This window comes from Staphylococcus nepalensis (genome assembly GCF_002442935.1).
GTDB lineage: Bacteria > Bacillota > Bacilli > Staphylococcales > Staphylococcaceae > Staphylococcus > Staphylococcus nepalensis.
Map to the genome: position 1 here is coordinate 2,725,753 of NZ_CP017466.1, position 20,131 is coordinate 2,745,883.

Below are 20,131 nucleotides of genomic sequence, written 5' to 3' on the forward strand. Positions count from 1 at the left end.
ATAATAGAGGTATTAAAAATGAATAGACTCATACTGATTTCTGGTCTTATGTTATTCTCATTTTTCTTTGGCGCCGGAAATCTCATATTTCCACCTATGTTAGGATATACAGCTCAAGAAAATATGTGGGTTGCAATGATAGGATTTTCAATTACTGGTATTCTATTACCATATTTAACTGTTATTGTCGTTGCTTATATGAATGGCGGTGTTGAAAGTATTGGTAATAAAGTACATCCTTTATTTGGCACTATTTTTGCTATTTGTATTTATGCATCTATTGGCGCTTTATACGGTATTCCACGTGCCGCAAATGTCGCTTATGAAATCGGGACAAGAAACGTTTTGCCGGTACATAACCAATTTACTTTAATTATATTTTCAGCAGTCTTTTTCTTAATTGTTTATTTAATCGCGCTATACCCAAACCGTATTATAGACAATTTAGGTAAGTACCTGACACCTATTTTAATTTGTATTATTGCGATTTTATGTATTTTAGTCATCATTAATCCTGAGGGCTCAATTGGTGAATCTGGCGGTGATTTCGCTCAAACGCCTCTTATTTCTGGTGTTTTAGAAGGTTATTTCACAATGGATCTCGTTGCGGCATTAGCCTTTTCTGTCGTGATTGTTCAAAGCTTTAAATTGAACGGCGTCAATAACCAAAAATTACTTGTTAAAAATGTAGTTAAAGCTGGTTTTATTTCTGCGATTTTGTTATTAATCATTTATTTCGCATTAGCTTATGTAGGTGCAACAACAGATCAAGCTGGCTTTAAAGATGGCACGGATATTTTAACTTTTAACTCTTTACGTGTGTTTGGCACTTTCGGTAACTTAATTTTCGGCGTGATTGTAATCTTAGCTTGTTTAACAACGTGTATCGGGCTTGTAAATGCTTGTTCTGCTTTCGCTATGAAAAAATTACCAAAAATTTCTTATAAAGTATTTGTACTCATTTTTTCATTATTAGGCTTTCTTGTATCAACATTAGGTTTAGAGCTTATTTTAGAAATTGCGGTGCCTTTACTAACATTTATCTATCCAACGTCTATCGTGTTAGTGCTCATTTCACTGTTAAGTATCTTTATACCATTTGAAATGAAATATAGCTTTATCATACCAACTATTGCAACATTGATCATTTCTTTATTGCAAATACTAAATGATTTTAATTTATTTAAATTGCTTAACGTGCTATACATGCACTTACCATTAGCTGATATTCAATTAGCTTGGTTAGTACCATTTATTATATTACTCATTATTGGTTTGATCATCGATTATGTTACAAATAAATCAAATACAGCAACTACTTAAACAAAGGTACAAATAAACGACCTATCATAATAGTATTTAAAAAACACTTTCGTAGCATTTACATTAACAATGCGCCTATACGAAAGTGTTTTTTTTATTTAAATTGTTGAAGAAAGAAGATAAGTTTATATTTTCCAAAAAGATACCGCGATCCTACATTAGTAGGGTGAATTGAAAACTTAATATAAATAAATTTATACTGACTATCTGTTATTTCATTTTGTCTATTTATTCTCTGAATCGATATATTTATGCAACATTGGTATAGTATGATTAAGCCATGTGCTAAAAATCAATAATTAAGAATGGAGCGTTTTTTATGACTGAATTTAATGATTTCTTACAATCACTGGAAAATGACAAACAAAAAGCAACTATGGAAGACATATTCAACTGGGTTTCCGAAACGTTTCCTAAACTTGAAACCACTGTAAAATGGCACCAGCCTATGTTTACACACCACGGTACGTTTATCATCGCTTTCAGTAAATCAAAACAACATTTTTCAGTAGCACCAGAAGCTAAAGCAATAGCTAAGTTCACAAAACAAATTGATGCGTCTGCTTATTCGCAAACCAATAATTTATTCCGTATTAAATGGTCTCAAGATGTTGATTATTCATTATTAAAGTCTATCATTCAATTCAATATTGAAGACAAAGCAGATTGTACTACTTTTTGGAGATCGTGATATTCTGTTAAAACGGTTAACAACTTGAGCTATATTCAAATCGTTAATCTATTTTATCTATAATGAAATTAAAAACTTAAATAACAGTGTGTTGCTCAGACACTTATTTTGCTTTAAAGATTTTCTACTCGATCAACCGAAAATGGCTAGAAAAAAGAATACAAAATATTTTCATCCTAGCCATCTATGATCAGTATCCATATTCAAGCAGAAACGGGTTTATGACACAATTTCTTTATAAGGATATTCATAAGATTGCATGAGCTAACCTCATGCATAAGTGCTACTAGTCTTCATAAATGAGGAAGTAGTACTTTAGAAGTAGCGCTTAAAAGTGAGACTGTCATTTTCATTCTACTCATCTACCGCCGATATCCTATATCATATGGGTGTGTGGATTCGTATTGGCTTTTTACAATGCCTTAGCAATTTCTTTAAGTATAGTCTTCAAAAAAGGCGATAATATCTTGTTCTACTTCAAGATGGCCTTCGCCGTATGTCATTAAATGTTTACATGTAGCATAACCTTGAATTTCTTTACCTTGATGTGCGATTTGCCTATAAATATAATTCGCGCTTGTTTCGTAAGCATCTTCATCTTGTTCCCCATATTTTATAGCAATAGGTGCTGATATATCATTTAAATTTGCCATGGCTTGATCTACTAATGCTTTAAATTTGTCTAATCCCTGTGCGTAATCATCTATTTTTTCAATTTGTTGTTGGATTGCTTCATGAGATAAACCAACCAAATTGCCCATGCGCGTACCATAATATTCAAGTCTACCAATGAGGCCAGCGTCGTCTTTACTAAATGGCGTAGACATCACTACAATTGAGTCAATCTTTTTTTCTTCCGCCAATTTTAGAGATAGTATGCCACCTAAAGATATACCGCAGACGCTGATATTTGAATAACCTTTTTCTTGTAAAAAATGATAACCATCTAGCGCATCTTGCCACCAATCAGTCGCATCATATGCCATTAATGATTCAAGCATCAGTCCATGTCCCTTATAAGAAGGCACATAACATGTAAAGCCGGCTTTATTTAATTTTGTAGCCAACAACTTTACGTCTCTTACAGTACCCGTAAAGGAATGTAATAATAATACTGCATGCTCAGAAGATGTATCCTCCAAATAAATTGAATTAGGTTCTTTAACGTTTATCATCAATTGTCACTCCAACTTTTAAAATTATTATAATTGTAATAGAAATAGTTTCACTATACAAAGCAATAGATTTACTAGATTAAATAAAATGATTTCGTAATTATCCATCTTATCAAACGGTTCGGTTTTTATGTATTTTCAAACAAAAATACAAGCCACTCTCTAAAAGAAAGTAGCTTGCATCTATGAGGAAGTCTGGAAACATGCCCGAGAACATGCTCACAGAAACCCATAGTTTGTTTTGCATGCCAAGGACATGCTTTTATAGTGTACAATTTTATTTATTGTTTTTCAATCATTCATAAAGTTTTTAAAATTACAAAAATAGTTCAATACTCAATATCATCATAAAGCCTGTTTTAAATAAAAGCAGATAATCCAAATATTATTTTTGTAATATTCTGACAAATTATTGTTAAATAATTATCAATTTTGACGAATATATTATACTTCTAATACAGTATAATATATAATGACGTAATTTATAGAAAATGAGGTAATAAATATGGATGATTTGAAAATCAACAAACGATTAATTATGACACCAGGTCCAGTAAGCGTAGACCCCCGTGTTTCACAAGCAATGTCAAATTCTATTTTAGGTCAATTTGACTATGAGTTTGTAGACATTATGAATCAAACGATGGAACTAATCCGTAAATCATTTTTAACTAAAAACCAATGGTCATTTCCAATTGATGGTACAAGTCGAGCTGGTTTAGAAGCTGTGATTTCAAGTATCGTTAAACCTGGTGATGAAGTCTTAGTACCTGTAATTGGACGCTTCGGTTATTTATTTACTGAACTCGTTACACGCGCAGGCGGCAAAGTACATAATATACACAAACCAATGGGTGAAGTCTTTGATCAATCGGAAATCATTGAAGCCTTAGACCAATATAAGCCCAAAGTGCTTGCTATCGTACATGGTGAAACATCTACCGGTAGATTACAACCTATTGACCAAATTGGTCGTGCATGTAAAGAAAGAGGCATATATTCCGTTGTAGATGCTGTCGCAACCTATCAAGGCATGGTTATTCCTGTAGACGACTGGGAACTAGATGCTGTTATTGGCGGCGCACAAAAATGTTTATCTATCCCTTCAGGTATCACCCCGATTACCTTTAATGATAGATTCAGCGATGCTATTAATGAACGCAAACGTGTAGAACTTGGCATACGTTCTACTGAAACAACAGAGCAAGACCACTTTATCCGAAGCAATTACTTAGATTTAACACAATTACAAGATTATTGGAGCCCGAAACGTCTAAACCACCATACTGAGTCCACAACTTCTATATACGCACTGTATACTGGTTTGAAATTAGCATTGTCAGAAGGTATTGAAGCACGCGCACAACGCCACGCATTCCATCAAGAAGGATTAAAAGCAGCGCTAAAAGCTTTAGGTTTAGAAATTTATGGCGATGAATCTAATGAAATGAAAATGGTTATATGTGTAAATATTCCAGAAGGTGTAGAGGATGCTCCATTCAGAAATGGATTATTAAAAAATTACGGCATAGAAATTGCAGGATCATTTGGCGATTTACAAGGTAAGATTTGGAGAATTGGTATCATGGGATATGCCGTACAAAAACAAAATATTTTAACATTTCTATCTGCTTTTGCAGCTTACCTGCTTTCACAAGAGAATATCAAACATTTAAATATAGCAGATGCTATTAAAACTTTAGTTAATTATTATGACAGCAATGAAGTTTAAACACAGATTTAACTTATAAGTTTCAGCATAAATAAAAGGTACAACCTCATGCTCGTATGAATGGGGTTGTACCTTTATCTTATATCGTTATATTTCAATTTCGTTCTTAATTTGATTATTCATCTTCTACAACTCTATTTTTAGCTGCTGGGTAACCAAAGATAAAGAATAGTACTGCCATTAACAGCAGCGCAATAATGCCTGACACCCAACTTCCTGTAAAATCATGTAAATATCCAATTAAGAATGGCCCTACTGCAGCAATTAAATAACCCACTGATTGACCAAATCCTGATAAAGAGATACTTCCATCACTTGTTCGCGCACGTATAGAAAAGAACGTCATACATAAACTGAAGCATGCGCCCATAGCTAAACCTGCAATAATAATACCAATAATAAGTAATACTAATGATTGCGTAAAGAACAAGCCAAAACCAACCAAGAATAAAATAGTAATAATCACAACTAAAATACGTTGGTCTTTCAATTTAGATGCTATGATTGGAAACGTGAATGTCATAGGTACTTGTGAGAATTGGTTGAGCATTAATAAATACCCAGCTGTCGATGGATCGAGTCCTCTATCGACAAGTATAGATGGCACCCATGCAACAACAGTATAAAATACCATAGATTGGAACCCCATCGTTAAAGCAACCATCCAAGCTAATTTAGATTTAACGATATTTATCTTTTTGTGCTGTTTCCATTGTGTTTCGTCAATGGTTTGTTTTTCTAATTTAGCACCACTTCGTGCTTTTGGTATCCATAAGATAATTGCAATAATCGCAAGAATAATCCAAAACGATAATGATAATCTAAAGCCAAGTGGTGACTGAGATAGTGGGAAACTTAATCCACCGCCTAACCCAGCCGTAAAATTCATTGTCCCACTGTAAATACCTGTAGCGACTCCAATTTGCATTGGGAAGTACCATTTTACATAACTTGGTAATACCACATTACCAAATGCAATAGCAATACCTAAAACCAATGTACCAATAATGAATAACGTGAAATCACCCGCTACACGTAAATATAATCCAATGATTAATAATATCGTAGAATAAAGGATTGTACGAGACATGGTTAAGCGTGCTGTTACTCGCGATACTAATGGAGAAACAACAGCAAAAATAATTAGCGGTATAGTAGTTAAGATGCCAGCAACACTGTTATTAATTTCCATTACATGCTTAATCTCATCAACTACAGGCCCTACTGATGTGAGTGGCGCACGTAATGTAGAAGCGATAAATACGATTGCTAAAATTACGCCCCAATTTTCTTTAATTCTATGTATACGATAGGGTTCAGTCATCTTATACCACCTTTCTTCAAAATCTTTTAATATAATAATACAACGAACCGATCAAATGAAGATCATTTGAACGATTCGCATGTATCAGTTTTATAATTAGCTAATCAATTATTGATTTGCATTTAATAAAATACGTGTACCTGCTTTACCTTCCAACGCTTCAATTGCATCATCTAATGAACAAATAATCGCTTCTTTGCCCATTTCAGCAAATTGAATTGCAGCTTCAATCTTAGGTAGCATACTTCCTGCAGGGAATTGCCCTTCAGCGACATAAGCTTTCGCTTCATCTACTGAAATTGTTTCTAATTTTTCTTCATTTGGTTTACCAAAGTTCACACAAACATTTGATACATCAGTTAACATCATGAATGTATCTGCATCAACTTGTTGCGCAAGTTTCAAACCAGAACGGTCTTTATCGATAACCGCTTCAACGCCTTGAATGCTTCCTTCTTCATCACGGTAAACTGGTATACCACCGCCACCAGATGAAATAACGATAGCTTGGTCAATGAGTGCTTTAATTTGGTTTACACCGTGGATTACAAGTGGTTCTGGCGATGGAACAACACGACGGTATCCTCTACCAGCATCTTCTACCATTACAAAACCATGCACTTCTTCTAAACGTTTTGCTTCAACTTCGTCAAAGAATACGCCGATAGGTTTAGTTGGATTTTCAAATGCTTTATCGTCTTTATCTACTTCTACCATTGTCAATAATGTTACAACATCACTTTGAATGTCTAATGCATGTAAATGGTTTTTTAATGCTTCTTCCATCATATAACCAATAAAACCTTGTGATTCAGCATTACAAGCGTTGATTGGAAGCGGGTCGACAATGTCTTTTGCCGCTTCATTTTGAGCGATAATATTGCCAACTTGTGGCCCATTACCATGTGTAATGACAACATTATGTCCAATTTTTTTCAATTCTGCCATTTTACGTGTAGCAGCATACACATTGTTATATTGATTTTCGTATGACGCTTCTTGTTTAGGTTGTAAAATTGCGTTACCACCTAGAGCAAGTACAACACGCTTACTCATACGTTTCACTCCTTCAAGTTAATGCTACGAACATGCCATAAACTGTGTCTCTTCCTGATGACGAGCCTACTTTTAGCAGTCGATCAATGTTTTCCAGTGACGGTTCATGTTGTAACTTTGATATTTTTGAACTGAATAATCCTTTTTGTGCACATTTTAAAAAAGTTTCTCCTACTAGCGTCGTTAATGATTCGTTAAGTAGTTGTTTTAATTTTTCTAAATTTGGTTTTCTAATATACGGATTGGTAAAATGAATAAACAACATACCAGTTAGGATGTCATCACCAGAAGGCGTTAATCCCTCTCCTCTACCAATTAGATAGCGGTAATATTGTTCTATAGTTTCAACATCTTCATATTCTAATGCGTACATGATTCGGCTCATTGTTTGGCGGTCAAAGTCACCATCATCATACATCGTAAAATCATATGTCGATAAATTTGCTTTAAGGTTATCAGTGTTTACACTATCAACGAGGTCTTTAAATGGCAATGATGCAACATGCCAAACGAGTTGGCATGTTTTACTTATATGAATCGTGTTAGGACCTATTGTGAGTTGTTGGTTTAATTTAATTTCATTAAGCAAACTATGTTTCGTTTGTTGGTCCACTAATATACCGAATGGAAACATACCGTTTTCATCAGTACCTATAAATATAAGCTCTTGCGCATCATTTACAATATTGAAGCCTTTTTTAAAAATACTGTGCACATAAAATGTCTTTCGATTTTCTAATATTTCCTTGGCAATATCGCCTATAGCAGTTGCGCGAAAAATCACGCTTTAAAGCCTAATTTCTCTGCGTATGCAGTAATTGCTTTTTCAAAACATTCAATTGGTGGGTGAACTGTACCTGCACCAATTTGTCCATATCCAGCAATTTTATGAGCGATACCTGTATTAATAACCGGTGTGATACCTGTTTCCACAACTTTACGGGCATCAATGCCTAAACATGCCCCTCTAAAATTCCATGTAGGGATTGCAAAGTTAGGGTTTTCACCGATGCAAATTTCAGTCATTTCGTTACTGATGTCTAAAGCGTCGTCAAAGCCACCAGTACCAACAAAGCGAGTTACTGCTGGCGCAGCGATCATTGCCATACCACCAACACCGATTGTTTCAGTAATTGCAGAGTCACCAATATCAGTGTTTGCATCTTCGGCAGAATAACCTGTAAAGAATAATCCGTGAGGCGTGTTTACTGGCGCAGTGAACCATTCGTCACCCATACCAGCGATACGAATACCAAAGTTTTCCCCGTTACGACACATAGCAGTAACAACCGTACCATGTTCGATTGTACGCGCTGCATCCATCATCGCTTTACCTGTAGCCATTGCTACGTTTAAGAAGAATTGGTCTGTATCTGCTAAGAATTGGAGTACTTCTGTACGTTTTTCTGCTGCTACATCTTCTAATGACGAGATAATTGGCGTCACTTCTTTTAAGAATGCTAATGAAGCTGCAATATTACGTTGGTGGAATTCATCACCCATTGCAATAGCTTTAGCAATTAATACGTTTACGTTTAAACCGTCATCCATTTTGTGTAATGCTTTACTTAAAACTGGGCCTAAAACATCTTTCATCCAGTGAAGACGATTGATTACAGTTTCATTGTAAGCACCAAAACGTAATACCGCTCCAATACCTTCGTTCATTTGGCAATACGCTTCATTACCTGTTTCTCTATTTTCAACAACAAGTACAGGCATATTAGCAGAAGTAATACCACCCATTGGGCCAACTGTATTTACATGGTGGCATGGGATAAAAGTAATCTGTCCTTCTTCTAATAACTTACGTGCACCTTGTTCATTGTCAGCCCATCCTTCGAAAAGGATGGCACCTACACAAGAACCTTGCATTGGGTCCGTCATATTTTCATATTTAATTGGTGGACCAGCATGTAATAATACATTTTCTTTGAGTTCAGGAATTTTAGATTTAGCAGGCACTACATCTACTAAAAATGGCGCTGCTGCAATCATCTTGTCAATGACTGCTTGGTTAGCTTCATCTATTGTTTTGTAACCCATTTTATACCGTCTCTCCTTCATAATTGTTTAAGAATTGAAGTACTTTCATTAATTTTTCATCCCCACCAGCAATTGGGCGCCAATTAAATTGAACGACTGGTGCATCGCTTGCTTGGATTGCTTCAGTAAAGCTCTTCAGTCCAATATTAATAACGCTTGGTTTCATGTTGATTAAATTCATTATTTTTTCATCCACAGTTAAATCAACTGGTTCTGATTCAAATGATTTTGTTTCTAACATTGGTTGTTCAACACTGCTGCCTACTAAATTAAGTGCAGTACGAACCATTTGGTCGTTTGTTTCACAAACAATTGCGCCAGCTTCTTTTAACGTGTTAACTTGACTATCATAACCTTGATGATCATGTTGTGTACCTACAACTGTAGTAAGTACCGCCAATGAACGGCCCTCAGCGTTTACTTTATCTAAAATCGCTTTGATTGTAGGCGCAAGTTCGTTTGCCATATCATCATGACTACCGTAACCAATCACGTTATCTAACATAATGACAGCAGTGGATGGGTCATCTGATGAAGTTTCTAACATTTCAATACGTTTTGAAGGATCAATCATTGGGTGTGGTCTACCTTGCGTATAAATATCATCACCTAAGTCAATGATTTCATGATTTCCACCTTTATAAGAGAATCCTTCTGGTGTTTCTGCGCCTGAATCATCTCCTAGTGTATCTTTGACTAACATAGCAGCTTCTGATGCTAACGTGCCACCTGAGTAGTAACCTTTAATACCATCTTGGTTATCAGCAAACCTAATATCAAGGTCTGCTTTAAATGATGGATTAAATTGAGGTGTTTCATCATTAGATAATTGAACAGATACACGTGCTGCTTCTTCTAGTGTATAAGCGTGATAAATATTTTCTTCAGTAAATGCTGGTTTAGCACCTAAGAATAATGTAACCACTGGTTTTTCAATGTTACGTAACATATTTAATACTTTTTCTTCAACTTCTTTAGCTGGCGGCTTAGAAATAACAGTAATGACTTTAACTTTAGGGTCAGCATTTAACGCTTTAATACTATCTAGCATTGTAATAGCGCCGACTTCTGTTGATAAGTCCCGGCCACCTGTACCAATTGCATTTGTAACACCTTTACCTTCACGGTCAACGATGGTTGTTACTTCTTGAATACCTGTACCAGAAGCACCGATAACGCCGATATCTCCTTCATTAACGATGTTAGTGAATGCAAGTGGTAAACTGTGGATAATACCTGTACCACAGTCAGGTCCCATAACTAATACCCCTTTATCATGCGCCATTTGTTTTAAGCGTACTTCGTCTTCTTTAGCGACATTATCACTAAACATAAATACGTTTAAATTGTTTTTTAAAGCAGTTTCAGCTTCCATTGCAGCGTATTGTCCTGGGATTGAAATTAATGCTAAGTTTGGATTATTTGCTAATTCTAAAGCGCGGTTCCAGTTTGAAGCTTCATCTTGTTTTTGAGATTTATCTTCGTCGTCGCCTTTGCCTTTTAGCTCAGCATCTACTTGTTCATTTACTTCGTCTACTTTTGATTCATCATCTGTATCTACAATGACAACGATATCATTTGGTTTAGCATTATCTAATGCTTCAGTATCAAATCCTGAAGATCTAAAAATGTCTTTATTCGCAGGCGTTCCCATCATAATTGATACTTGGTTCACGCCATCAATAGCAGATAATTTATTCGATAATAACATTAGTACAATCGAATCTTGGTACGTGTTTTCTTTAATTATTGTATATAACATACTATTCCTCCGTTATTATTCTGCAAATCTGTTTTTTCCGTGGTAACGATCAAAGTGCACATCTTCTGACACTAAGTAATCGTAAATTTCATCCACAATTTCAATGCCTGTTTCATCATATTTCTCACTACGTAAGCGACCACGCTCACCAGGATAGAATATTTCTCCATAACCTTCTGCTGCTGGTTGTGCTTTAAGCTCATCTAACATTGTTGAAATACGTGATTTAAATTGATCTAAATCTGTAAAGAATGCAGGATTGATTACGATGTGTAACTGTCCTAAGTCACGGCCTTTAGTTAGATCTTTATACATTGATGAAACGTGCACACCGTGTGGTACGCCAAGTAAACTACCTGATAAGATATCCACCATCATCATTAAACCATAACCTTTTGGTCCAGCAACCGGTACAAGCGCATGAACGTCTCTTGCGTTTGTTGTTGGCTCACCATTAGCATCAACTGCCCATGTATCTGGGATAGATTGGTGTTTGGCTCTAGCATCAAGCACTTTGCCCCACGCTTGAACTGTTGTAGCCATATCAAAAGTAATGATACGATCATCGTTAGATGGTGCACTAAATGCAATTGGGTTCGTACCAAAATAAGGTTCTGTGCCACCAAATGGTACAACCATTGGATCCGATTGACACATACTTAAACCAACCATATTTGCATTAGATGCCATTTCAACGAAATAACCTAACGCACCACTATGTGAAATATGTTTAACACCTACAACTGCTACACCGTTTTCTTTAGCCATTTCTATCGCTTTCTCCATGGCCTCTTTTGCTGCTTGGTGTCCAGGACCGTTATCTCCTTCAAATACACCAGTAGAAGGACCAGTTTGTTCAAATTGGTAGTTCGGGTTAGCAGTAATACCACCTTTTGCGATACGTTCTGCATAATATTCCACCCTAACAGCACCATGAGAGTGAATACCTCTGTGATCTGCAAAAGTTAAAACATCTGCAACATCTTTTGCAGCATCTTCATTTAAGCCCGCTTTAACCAATTTATTTTTCATTAAATCGAATAAATCATTTTTAGAAACGCGCATATTTCAACCTCCTTATTACAAAAATTGTGTATTTTTTTAATAAACAAAGTGTTTTCAAGCAGTAAAAAAAGAAGTTACTAAAGACGCACCATGCTAAATGTCGTAAGTTACCATTTATTACATTAAATTATCTCGTTCACTTCTTTTATTCCTATCTAATATATCTCATCAGATATTAAATAATCATAAATGTCTTGGGCAACTGGAATGCCACTCTCTGCATAACGTTTTTTAACTTCTTCTTGAATCTCACCTGGATAATATACTTGATCAAAACCTTTAGCAGGTTCAATGTCATGCAATTCATCTACCATGTCAGAAACTTGTGTTAAAAACTGTGTTTCGTCACCAAAATATGCTGGGTTAATCACGATATGAAATTGTCCTAATCTACGATATTGGCTTAAATCTTCATACATTGAAGTGACATGCTTACCAAATGGCAACCCTAGTAAAGTGCCTGCTAGGATATCTACCATCATCATCAAACCATAACCTTTTGGTCCAGCTACAGGTAACAACGCAGCTACTTCGAATGGATCTGTTGTAGGCTCGCCTTGTTTGTCTACTGCCCAGGTATTCGGTATTGATTTATGTTTAGATCGTGCATCTAATATTTTACCCCATGCTTGCACTGTTGTTGCCATATCAAACAATATGGGTTCGCCATTTTTTCTTGGTGAGGCGAAAGCAATTGGATTCGTACCGAAATATGGTTCTGTACCACCAAAGGGCACAACCATTGGATCAGACTGACATACAGTTAATGCAACCATACCTTGTTTTGCAGCTTGTTCTGCAAAATAGCCGATTGCGCCACTGTGCCCCATTTCTTGGATACCTACCATACCTATCCCGCTGGATTTTGCTAATCCAATGGCTTCTTCCATAGCTTCATAAGCAACATAGTGACCTACAGCATTATCGCCGAAATATGTGCCTGCTGATGGACCAGTTTTAGTGAATTTTAAATCTGGGTCCAAGTTATAACCTTTTTTCGCAATACGTTCTGCATAATATTGCATTCGGACGGAACCATGTGAATGAATGCCTCTTTCATCCGCAAAAATCATCAAGTCCGCTGTTTTTTCAGCTTGCGCGTCAGGCAAACCTGCACGTGTTAGTTTCTCTTTGAATAATTGGCGCAGTTTACCACGTTCGACGTATACTAATGCTTCCTCTTCCATGACTAACAACCTTCCTTAAATTTCTATATCTCTATTTGCATCTTTGGAATAGATGTAAGCGAATGGTTCGTCTAAACCAATAGCATAAGTTGCTTGTGGTGCATAAGCGCCCATAAAGATGTAATCACCTTTATCAACTGGTTGCCATTCGTTATCTAAGTTGTACATGCCACGTCCACTTAATACGTAAGCACCATGTTCTTGAACGTGTGTTTCGATGTAGCCGTGTGAAGCACCTGGTTTAAATGATAAGATATGAATATTCATGTCATATGCTAATTCTTTTGGTAGTAAATCAAGAATCTTCACTTCTTCCATACCTTCATATGGTTCTTGAACCATATCATTGACGTTACCTGTTACAACTTCTGGTGTATAACCTTCTAATGGTTGATAACGTTTTTTGTATAAGAATACACGGCTGTCGTTGTTTTGGTTGCTGTTTTCAAATGTCATAACTTGATGAGATGGTACGTATAAATAACCACCTGCACTTAGTTCATATTTTTTATCGTCTGCATATGCATTGATATTTCCATATTCAACATAAATAAATGTTTGAACGCCTTCACCACCAAATCCTTGTCTGTTACCACCTTGATTTTTTAATGTTACTAGGTAATCTACGAAGCGCGCACCCAATCTTGGTGAACCTAAAATAGTTACGTCGCAATCTTCAAAACCAGGTACTACGTTATTTACTAAACCGTCTGGTGTAATAACTGCATAATTGTCCTTTTTAATTACTGAACGTGTTTCTAATAAACCTTCTCTATAACCTTGATTATGATTGATATAACCCATAAATAAAATGCTCCTTTTCTTTATCTGTATTAAAAATTTTTGTGCTTTTATCTATAAAAAGTTTGTTGAACCATGTTTATTTATATAGCTCAATGATGTTGTTCTAGTTGCTTATTCCCAAATATTATGCTTGATAAGCAAGTTGATATAATACTTGTTTTAACACTTCAATACCTTTAACTAAATCTTCAACATTCGTTTCTTCTTCAACGTTGTGACTCACACCATTAATTGATGGTACAAACAACATTGAAGTTGGTATATATTTAGCGAAAATTTGAGAATCGTGCCCAGCACCAGAAGACATTAATTTCCACTCTGATTCACCAACTACTGTTTCAGCAGCTTTTTGTATTTCATTAACTAATCTTTCATCCATAAGCGTTGGTGCTTCATCCATCCATAAGTCGATGTCATATTGAACGCCTTCTTCTTCAGAAACATGTTTGATACATGTATCAATTTCTTCAGCAAACTGATTGAGTTCATCTTGGTTAATGTGACGACAATCGATTGAAAAAGTGACCTCTCCTGGCACTACGTTAACCGTATTAGGTACTGGATCTACGCGACCAAATGTAATAACTAATGGGTCACCTATTTCTCTTGCACGATCTGTTAATTGGTTAGCAATTTTACTAAATGCCACCACTGCATCTTGTCTCAAGCCCATCGGTGTAGTACCAGCATGGTTTGCTTCACCTTTTAAGTTAACTGTATAACGTTTTTGACCAACGATACCATTAACGACACCAATTGATTTTTTTTCATTTTCTAAGACTTTACCTTGTTCGATATGGACTTCGATAAATGATTTAATATAGTTATAATCATTATCTTCTGTACGATAATCAAAACCAGATTCACGCATCGCATCTTTGAAAGCGACACCTTCGCCATCAGCAATTGCGTCTACGTCAGCTTTATCAGCTAAGTTGAAGAAGTTTTTACTTCCCCAGAAAGCGTATGGGAAACGGCTGCCTTCCTCTTCAGCTAACGCTAGTATTTCTAATGAACGTAATGGTTGTCCATATTCTGCTTTCAATGACTGCATAGCAACAACTGCTGCTAGTACACCGAATTGACCATCTAAATGGCCACCTTCAACTACTGTGTCAATATGTGAACCAGACATAATTGTTTCTTCAGGATATTTGCTACCTTCAATACGTCCTTTTAAGTTACCGACACTATCGAACTGTGTTTCAAATCCATCTTTTTCTAATGTTTCTTTTAATGCGTGAACCGCATTTGACCATTCTTTAGAATAAAGTAAGCGTGTAATCCCGCCACCAGTCAAACCGCCAAACGCAGTAAATTTTTTGTCTAGAGCCTCAAAAGAAGATCGGATGTCCATGTAATTCAACTCCTTTTTCATTTCATATACAATTATAAGCGTTTACATTACACTTATCATTCACAATTCTAACAATAATATGCTTTACTTTTATTCGATTTATACAAATACGCCTTATTTTTTATTTGAGATACTATATTTAGCAAAATATATCTAACAGGAGGTTAACCCATTTGACTCAAGTAGAAGCAACTTGTCAATCAAGCGATGGCTTTCAATTACCATATACCATAATAAAAACGAAAAGTAAAAACCCCAAAGGTGTGATTATATATTTCCATGGCGGCGGGCTCATATTTGGTCAACCAAACGACTTACCACAAGATTATATTGAAATTTTGACTGAATCCTATCATGTCGCGTTAGTATCTTATCGACTTGCTCCAGAAAGTAATATCAATACGATTATTGAAGATGCACTCAGCAATTATGATCATTTCAAATCGCTTTATCCTTCGTTACCTTTATTTACCTTTGGTCGCTCTGCTGGCGCTTATTTAGCAATGATGGTCGCACGTCATCGTAAAATAGATGGGATTATTGATTTTTATGGTTACGCTCGTATACATGTACCCTCATTTTTAAGACCAAATAAACAATACCAAGATTTATCTACTCAAATCACGCCTGCAATATTGAATCAACTTATACAAGCACACCCACTAACGTCAGGCCTATTACAAACAAGGTATCCTATTTATTTATATGTTCGTGGTCAAGCGAAATGGCTTGCTTATCTGGGAATTGAGTCCTCTACACATAGTGCTTACAATATCCCGCCACAAGTATTGAAAAATTTCCCTCCTACCTTTATTGTACACTGTACAGGAGACCCTGATGTGCCTTATAGTGAAAGTGAACATGTGCATAAATTAGTTGCAAATAGTCATTTTGAAACTTTAAACCAAGATAATCATGATTTTGATCGTGAAGTTAGTTCAATGAGTAAAACATTATACAAACAAGCTGTACAATTTTTAAATCAAATTTAATAGATTAGCGAAGGGGACAAACGATGAACTTACAAAATGTAATAGAGAACTTCCAAACATTTAATAATTTTGCGCGAAATCCAAACAACGGCGGTATTAACCGAATTGCTTTCAGTCATCCTGAACGTGTTGCTGCGTTAAGATTTTCAATGCTGTGTCAAAAAGCGGGTCTCGATGTTTATTTTGATTTCTTTGGAAATGTTATTGCACGCCGAGAAGGTAAAAACCCTTCTCTAAAGCCAGTTGTTTTAGGATCACATATTGATACCGTAAAAGATGGTGGACAATACGACGGGCTACTCGGTGTGTTAGGTGCTCTTGAAGTGGTCGAACATTTAAATGAACATCATATCGAAACAGACCATCCTATTATTATTATCGCTTTTGCTTGTGAGGAATCTACACGTTTCAACGAAGCGACATTAGGTAGCAAATATCTTACTGGTAAGATGACCAAAGAAGATATGAAATCGATTAAAGATAATGATGGTCATGTACTCTATGACATTGTGGCCCCTTTAGCACAAGATATGCACGGCAAAGCGGCTCTATTTGAAAGAAATAAAATTAAAGCATTTTTAGAGTTGCATATTGAACAAGGTCCTATTCTTGAAAATAATCAAAAAGATATTGGGATTGTAACGGATATTGCTGCACCACATCGCTTCAAATTAAAAATTCAAGGCGTTACAAGTCACTCAGGTTCAACGCCTATGCCAATGCGGACCGATGCTCTAACTACCGCCTCCGAAATCATTTTAAAAATCGAAGCTTTAGGTCGGGCATATCATGATAAAGGAATCGTGACAACGGTAGGATATGCAAGCGTTTATCCAAATACAATGAATGCTATCCCTGGTGAGGTTACACTGCTTATCGACATACGTGGTAAAGACGAAGGTGTTCGCGAAACCGTCGTCAAAGAAATGCAACAGCATATCGATACGATTACAAATCACCGACAAACAAGCTATGACTTAGAAGATTTAGGACAAGACCAACCACGTCGTTTTAATCAAACCATTGCAAAGATTTCTGAACAAAGTTGTAACACATTGGGATATCATTATCGTTATATGTACAGTGGTGCTGGCCATGATGCAATGAATTTCGCACCAATTTGTCCAACAAGTATGATATTTATTCCTTGTAAAAATGGCATCAGTCATTCTCCAAAAGAATCTGTAACAGATAAAGAAATTGAAAAAGGTATTAATGTCCTGATTGAAACGACAATTGAATTAGCTAAAATCGATACCACATTAGAAGCATAAAGACGTTTAATTTTACAATTGAAGTCAATAGCAAACGATACGAGTGACCTCTAACACCGATCACCTGAGGTAGCTCGTATTTTAAATTATTTGAATATAGATATATTATGATTGAAAAAAGTGCCAAGCTGTATAGGGCACACATCACTCTAAAACACATAATAAAGGTTGAATTATAATGACAAAAATATGTTTTATCAGACACGGCGAAACAGATTGGAATATTGCTGGCAAATTACAAGGTCGTACTGACATCCCACTAAATGAATCGGGTATATTACAAGCACAAGCATGTGGCGAGTGCTTAACCCCAAATGAATGGGATCTTATTATTACAAGTCCCTTACTAAGAGCCAAAGAAACCGGTCAAATTATCCAGCAAAAATTAGATATTCCACTTTATGAAATGGCTTCTTTTATAGAAGTTGCCTTTGGTGACGCAGAAGGTCTTACGCAACACGAACGCGCCTTACAATTTCCTGATCGCAATTATCCAAACAAAGAAACTGAGTCAATGATTACGGACCGTTTTTTAAACGGTATGCGTACTGTGCATGAAGACCACGCTAATCAAAATATTTTAATCATTTCTCACGGCGCTTTTATCAAAGCAATTTTTCATTACTTTTCAAATGGAAAAATAAGCCCAGGGATAACTAAACTCATAAACGGTAGTTTCAGTACGTTAGAAATAAATAATAATCAAACCAATATTCTAGATTATAATATCGTTGACCATTTACCGACGCAACACCCAAATAGCTAACACAGGTGTTTATCCATAAAATTACCATACCTTACATACATGTTTAACCTACCTTAAAAGTGAAGCACGACGTTTCACTTGGTAGTAACGCTGTATGCGAGATTTGGTACTTTTTAGATTAAATCTTAAAATTTACTTATAATTTTTAAAGAAATCTGTAGTTAATGACTTTACTTTTGGCGATAACATAAGTACGGCTATGACGTTTGGGATCAGTACAACAGCAAGCGCCAAGTCAAGCAAGTCCCACAATTGTTGTGCTGCGCCTAATGCTCCTACAATCATAGAGAGCACGTATATCCCCTTCATAATCCACCCAGCTGTGAGCCCAAATAAGAATTCCGCCATTCTTGATCCATAAAAAATGACAACAATAACAGTTGAGAATACGAAGAACATCATTGAAATAGACACCATCATGCTACCAAATTCACCAAATGAATTTTCAAACGCTCTTGCGGTTAGTGCTGCAGACTGCGCTTTGGCATCGTTCGCTTTCCAAACCCCTGAAACCAAAACCACAAATGCAGTTGTACTACAAATGAGTAAAGTGTCCACGACTATTTCACTAATCCCCCAAAATGCTTGTCGAACCGGATGGTCTGTTTTAGCGGCCGCATGGGCAATCGATGATGTGCCAAGCCCTGCTTCATTAGAATAAATACCTCGGGCGAATCCCCAGCGAATTGTAGTCGCTAACGCCGCACCAAATGTTCCTCCTACAGCAGCCGTTGGGTTAAATGCCTGTTCTACGACTAATAAAATAACATTAGGCACGTGACCAATGTTCATCAAAATGATTAAAAATCCAAAAAAACAATAAAGTCCGACCATAATTGGCACAATTTTTTCAGCAAAAGAAGCGATACGTTTCACACCGCCAAATACTACTAAGGCTGCAAGTATTGCTAATACAACGCCTGAAACACCCATATGTATATTGAAAGTGTCATGCATTGTACTCGCTGCAGAATGGCCTTGAACCATGATACTTGGAACAATTTCAATCATTAATGCAAATGCAAATACTAGAGAAAATATCGCACCTAGCTTCTTATTTTTAAATCCCTTTTTCATATAATAGGTTGGCCCACCTACAAACTCACCCTTTTTATTTTTTTCACGATAATGTACTCCTAAGACATTCTCGCTAAATTTTAAAGCCATACCTAAAAAAGCAATAACCATCATCCAAAAAACTGCGCCAGGGCCTCCCATCATAATTGCAGTAGGCACCCCTACAATATTGGCTGCACCTACAGTAGAAGATAAGGCCGAAGTTAATGCTTGGCGAGGCGTGATGGTCCCCTCCCCTTTAGGTTTTTGATTAACGCTACCAAATGTTTGCTTTAACATATAAAAAAAATGTCGAAATTGAAGAAATTTTAAATTAATGGTTAAAAACACACTCGCAAATAAAAGCAATAAAACGAGTGGATACCCCCAAAGCCAATCCGAAAATGACACTAATTTTTCCAATGATTACAACCCCTTTAATTCTAATTATCTTATGCTTTTAGTTATTTTATATACTTGTGTTGTTTCGATAAATTTAAGTACACACTACTTATTATCAA

At 36.0% G+C, this 20,131-nt stretch carries 17 protein-coding genes; 6 read left to right on the plus strand and 11 right to left on the minus strand.

The window, feature by feature from the left end; all coding sequences use genetic code 11:
• The first annotated feature begins 18 nt into the window (after positions 1-18).
• Positions 19-1,323 carry a branched-chain amino acid transport system II carrier protein gene (gene brnQ, locus BJG89_RS13065; protein WP_096810999.1) on the plus strand — a complete coding sequence of 435 codons (1,305 nt, stop codon included), beginning with the start codon at positions 19-21 and terminating at the stop codon, positions 1,321-1,323.
• A gap of 319 nt (positions 1,324-1,642) precedes the next feature.
• On the plus strand, positions 1,643-2,014 hold the full coding sequence (locus tag BJG89_RS13070; protein WP_096811000.1) for an iron chaperone: 372 nt from the start codon (positions 1,643-1,645) through the stop codon (positions 2,012-2,014).
• Between the two features lie 434 nt (positions 2,015-2,448).
• On the opposite strand, the gene BJG89_RS13075 is transcribed toward BJG89_RS13070, so the two are convergent.
• Complete coding sequence (locus tag BJG89_RS13075) at positions 2,449-3,189, minus strand: alpha/beta hydrolase (RefSeq protein ID WP_096811001.1); 741 nt, start codon at positions 3,187-3,189, stop codon at positions 2,449-2,451.
• 505 nt (positions 3,190-3,694) lie between these two features.
• Between BJG89_RS13075 and BJG89_RS13080 the strand changes: the two genes are divergently transcribed.
• Complete coding sequence (locus tag BJG89_RS13080) at positions 3,695-4,921, plus strand: pyridoxal-phosphate-dependent aminotransferase family protein (protein WP_096811002.1); 1,227 nt, start codon at positions 3,695-3,697, stop codon at positions 4,919-4,921.
• A 115-nt stretch (positions 4,922-5,036) separates the two neighbouring features.
• Here BJG89_RS13080 and BJG89_RS13085 read toward each other — a convergent pair whose 3' ends face one another.
• The 9 genes from BJG89_RS13085 to allC form a co-directional block, all read right to left on the minus strand.
• Positions 5,037-6,245: a CynX/NimT family MFS transporter gene (locus BJG89_RS13085; RefSeq protein ID WP_096811003.1), complete on the minus strand. Its 1,209-nt coding sequence runs from the start codon at positions 6,243-6,245 to the stop codon at positions 5,037-5,039.
• Between the two features lie 108 nt (positions 6,246-6,353).
• Positions 6,354-7,301 (minus strand): carbamate kinase, encoded by a 948-nt coding sequence (gene arcC / locus BJG89_RS13090; protein WP_096811004.1) that lies wholly within the window; start codon positions 7,299-7,301, stop codon positions 6,354-6,356.
• A gap of 13 nt (positions 7,302-7,314) precedes the next feature.
• Positions 7,315-8,085, minus strand: coding sequence for an oxamate carbamoyltransferase subunit AllH family protein (locus BJG89_RS13095; protein WP_096811005.1), 771 nt, complete (start codon positions 8,083-8,085; stop codon positions 7,315-7,317).
• The gene (locus BJG89_RS13100) at positions 8,082-9,347 is read right to left on the minus strand and encodes a YlbE family protein (protein WP_096811006.1); all 1,266 of its coding nucleotides are present in this window, start codon (positions 9,345-9,347) and stop codon (positions 8,082-8,084) included. Before BJG89_RS13100 ends, BJG89_RS13095 begins: the two co-directional genes overlap by 4 nt.
• Before the next feature lies 1 nt (position 9,348).
• Positions 9,349-11,109 carry an acyl-CoA synthetase FdrA gene (locus BJG89_RS13105; protein WP_096811007.1) on the minus strand — a complete coding sequence of 587 codons (1,761 nt, stop codon included), beginning with the start codon at positions 11,107-11,109 and terminating at the stop codon, positions 9,349-9,351.
• A 15-nt stretch (positions 11,110-11,124) separates the two neighbouring features.
• Positions 11,125-12,174: an ureidoglycolate dehydrogenase gene (allD, locus tag BJG89_RS13110; RefSeq protein WP_096811008.1), complete on the minus strand. Its 1,050-nt coding sequence runs from the start codon at positions 12,172-12,174 to the stop codon at positions 11,125-11,127.
• Between the two features lie 155 nt (positions 12,175-12,329).
• On the minus strand, positions 12,330-13,361 hold the full coding sequence (allD, locus tag BJG89_RS13115; RefSeq protein ID WP_096811009.1) for an ureidoglycolate dehydrogenase: 1,032 nt from the start codon (positions 13,359-13,361) through the stop codon (positions 12,330-12,332).
• A gap of 15 nt (positions 13,362-13,376) precedes the next feature.
• Positions 13,377-14,165 (minus strand): (S)-ureidoglycine aminohydrolase, encoded by a 789-nt coding sequence (gene allE, locus BJG89_RS13120; protein WP_096811010.1) that lies wholly within the window; start codon positions 14,163-14,165, stop codon positions 13,377-13,379.
• Positions 14,166-14,289: 124 nt separating this feature from the next.
• Entirely contained in the window at positions 14,290-15,522 is a 1,233-nt protein-coding gene (gene allC / locus BJG89_RS13125; protein WP_096811011.1) for an allantoate deiminase, read from the minus strand.
• 173 nt (positions 15,523-15,695) lie between these two features.
• Between allC and BJG89_RS13130 the strand changes: the two genes are divergently transcribed.
• The 3 genes from BJG89_RS13130 to BJG89_RS13140 all read left to right on the plus strand — a co-directional run bounded on the left by BJG89_RS13130 (position 15,696) and on the right by BJG89_RS13140 (position 18,554).
• Complete coding sequence (locus BJG89_RS13130; RefSeq protein ID WP_096811012.1) at positions 15,696-16,514, plus strand: alpha/beta hydrolase; 819 nt, start codon at positions 15,696-15,698, stop codon at positions 16,512-16,514.
• A gap of 23 nt (positions 16,515-16,537) precedes the next feature.
• Complete coding sequence (locus tag BJG89_RS13135; protein WP_096811013.1) at positions 16,538-17,788, plus strand: M20 family metallo-hydrolase; 1,251 nt, start codon at positions 16,538-16,540, stop codon at positions 17,786-17,788.
• Between the two features lie 178 nt (positions 17,789-17,966).
• Positions 17,967-18,554: a histidine phosphatase family protein gene (locus BJG89_RS13140; protein WP_096811014.1), complete on the plus strand. Its 588-nt coding sequence runs from the start codon at positions 17,967-17,969 to the stop codon at positions 18,552-18,554.
• Positions 18,555-18,686: 132 nt separating this feature from the next.
• Here BJG89_RS13140 and BJG89_RS13145 read toward each other — a convergent pair whose 3' ends face one another.
• Positions 18,687-20,033: an alanine/glycine:cation symporter family protein gene (locus tag BJG89_RS13145; RefSeq protein ID WP_096811015.1), complete on the minus strand. Its 1,347-nt coding sequence runs from the start codon at positions 20,031-20,033 to the stop codon at positions 18,687-18,689.
• Positions 20,034-20,131 lie beyond the last annotated feature (98 nt).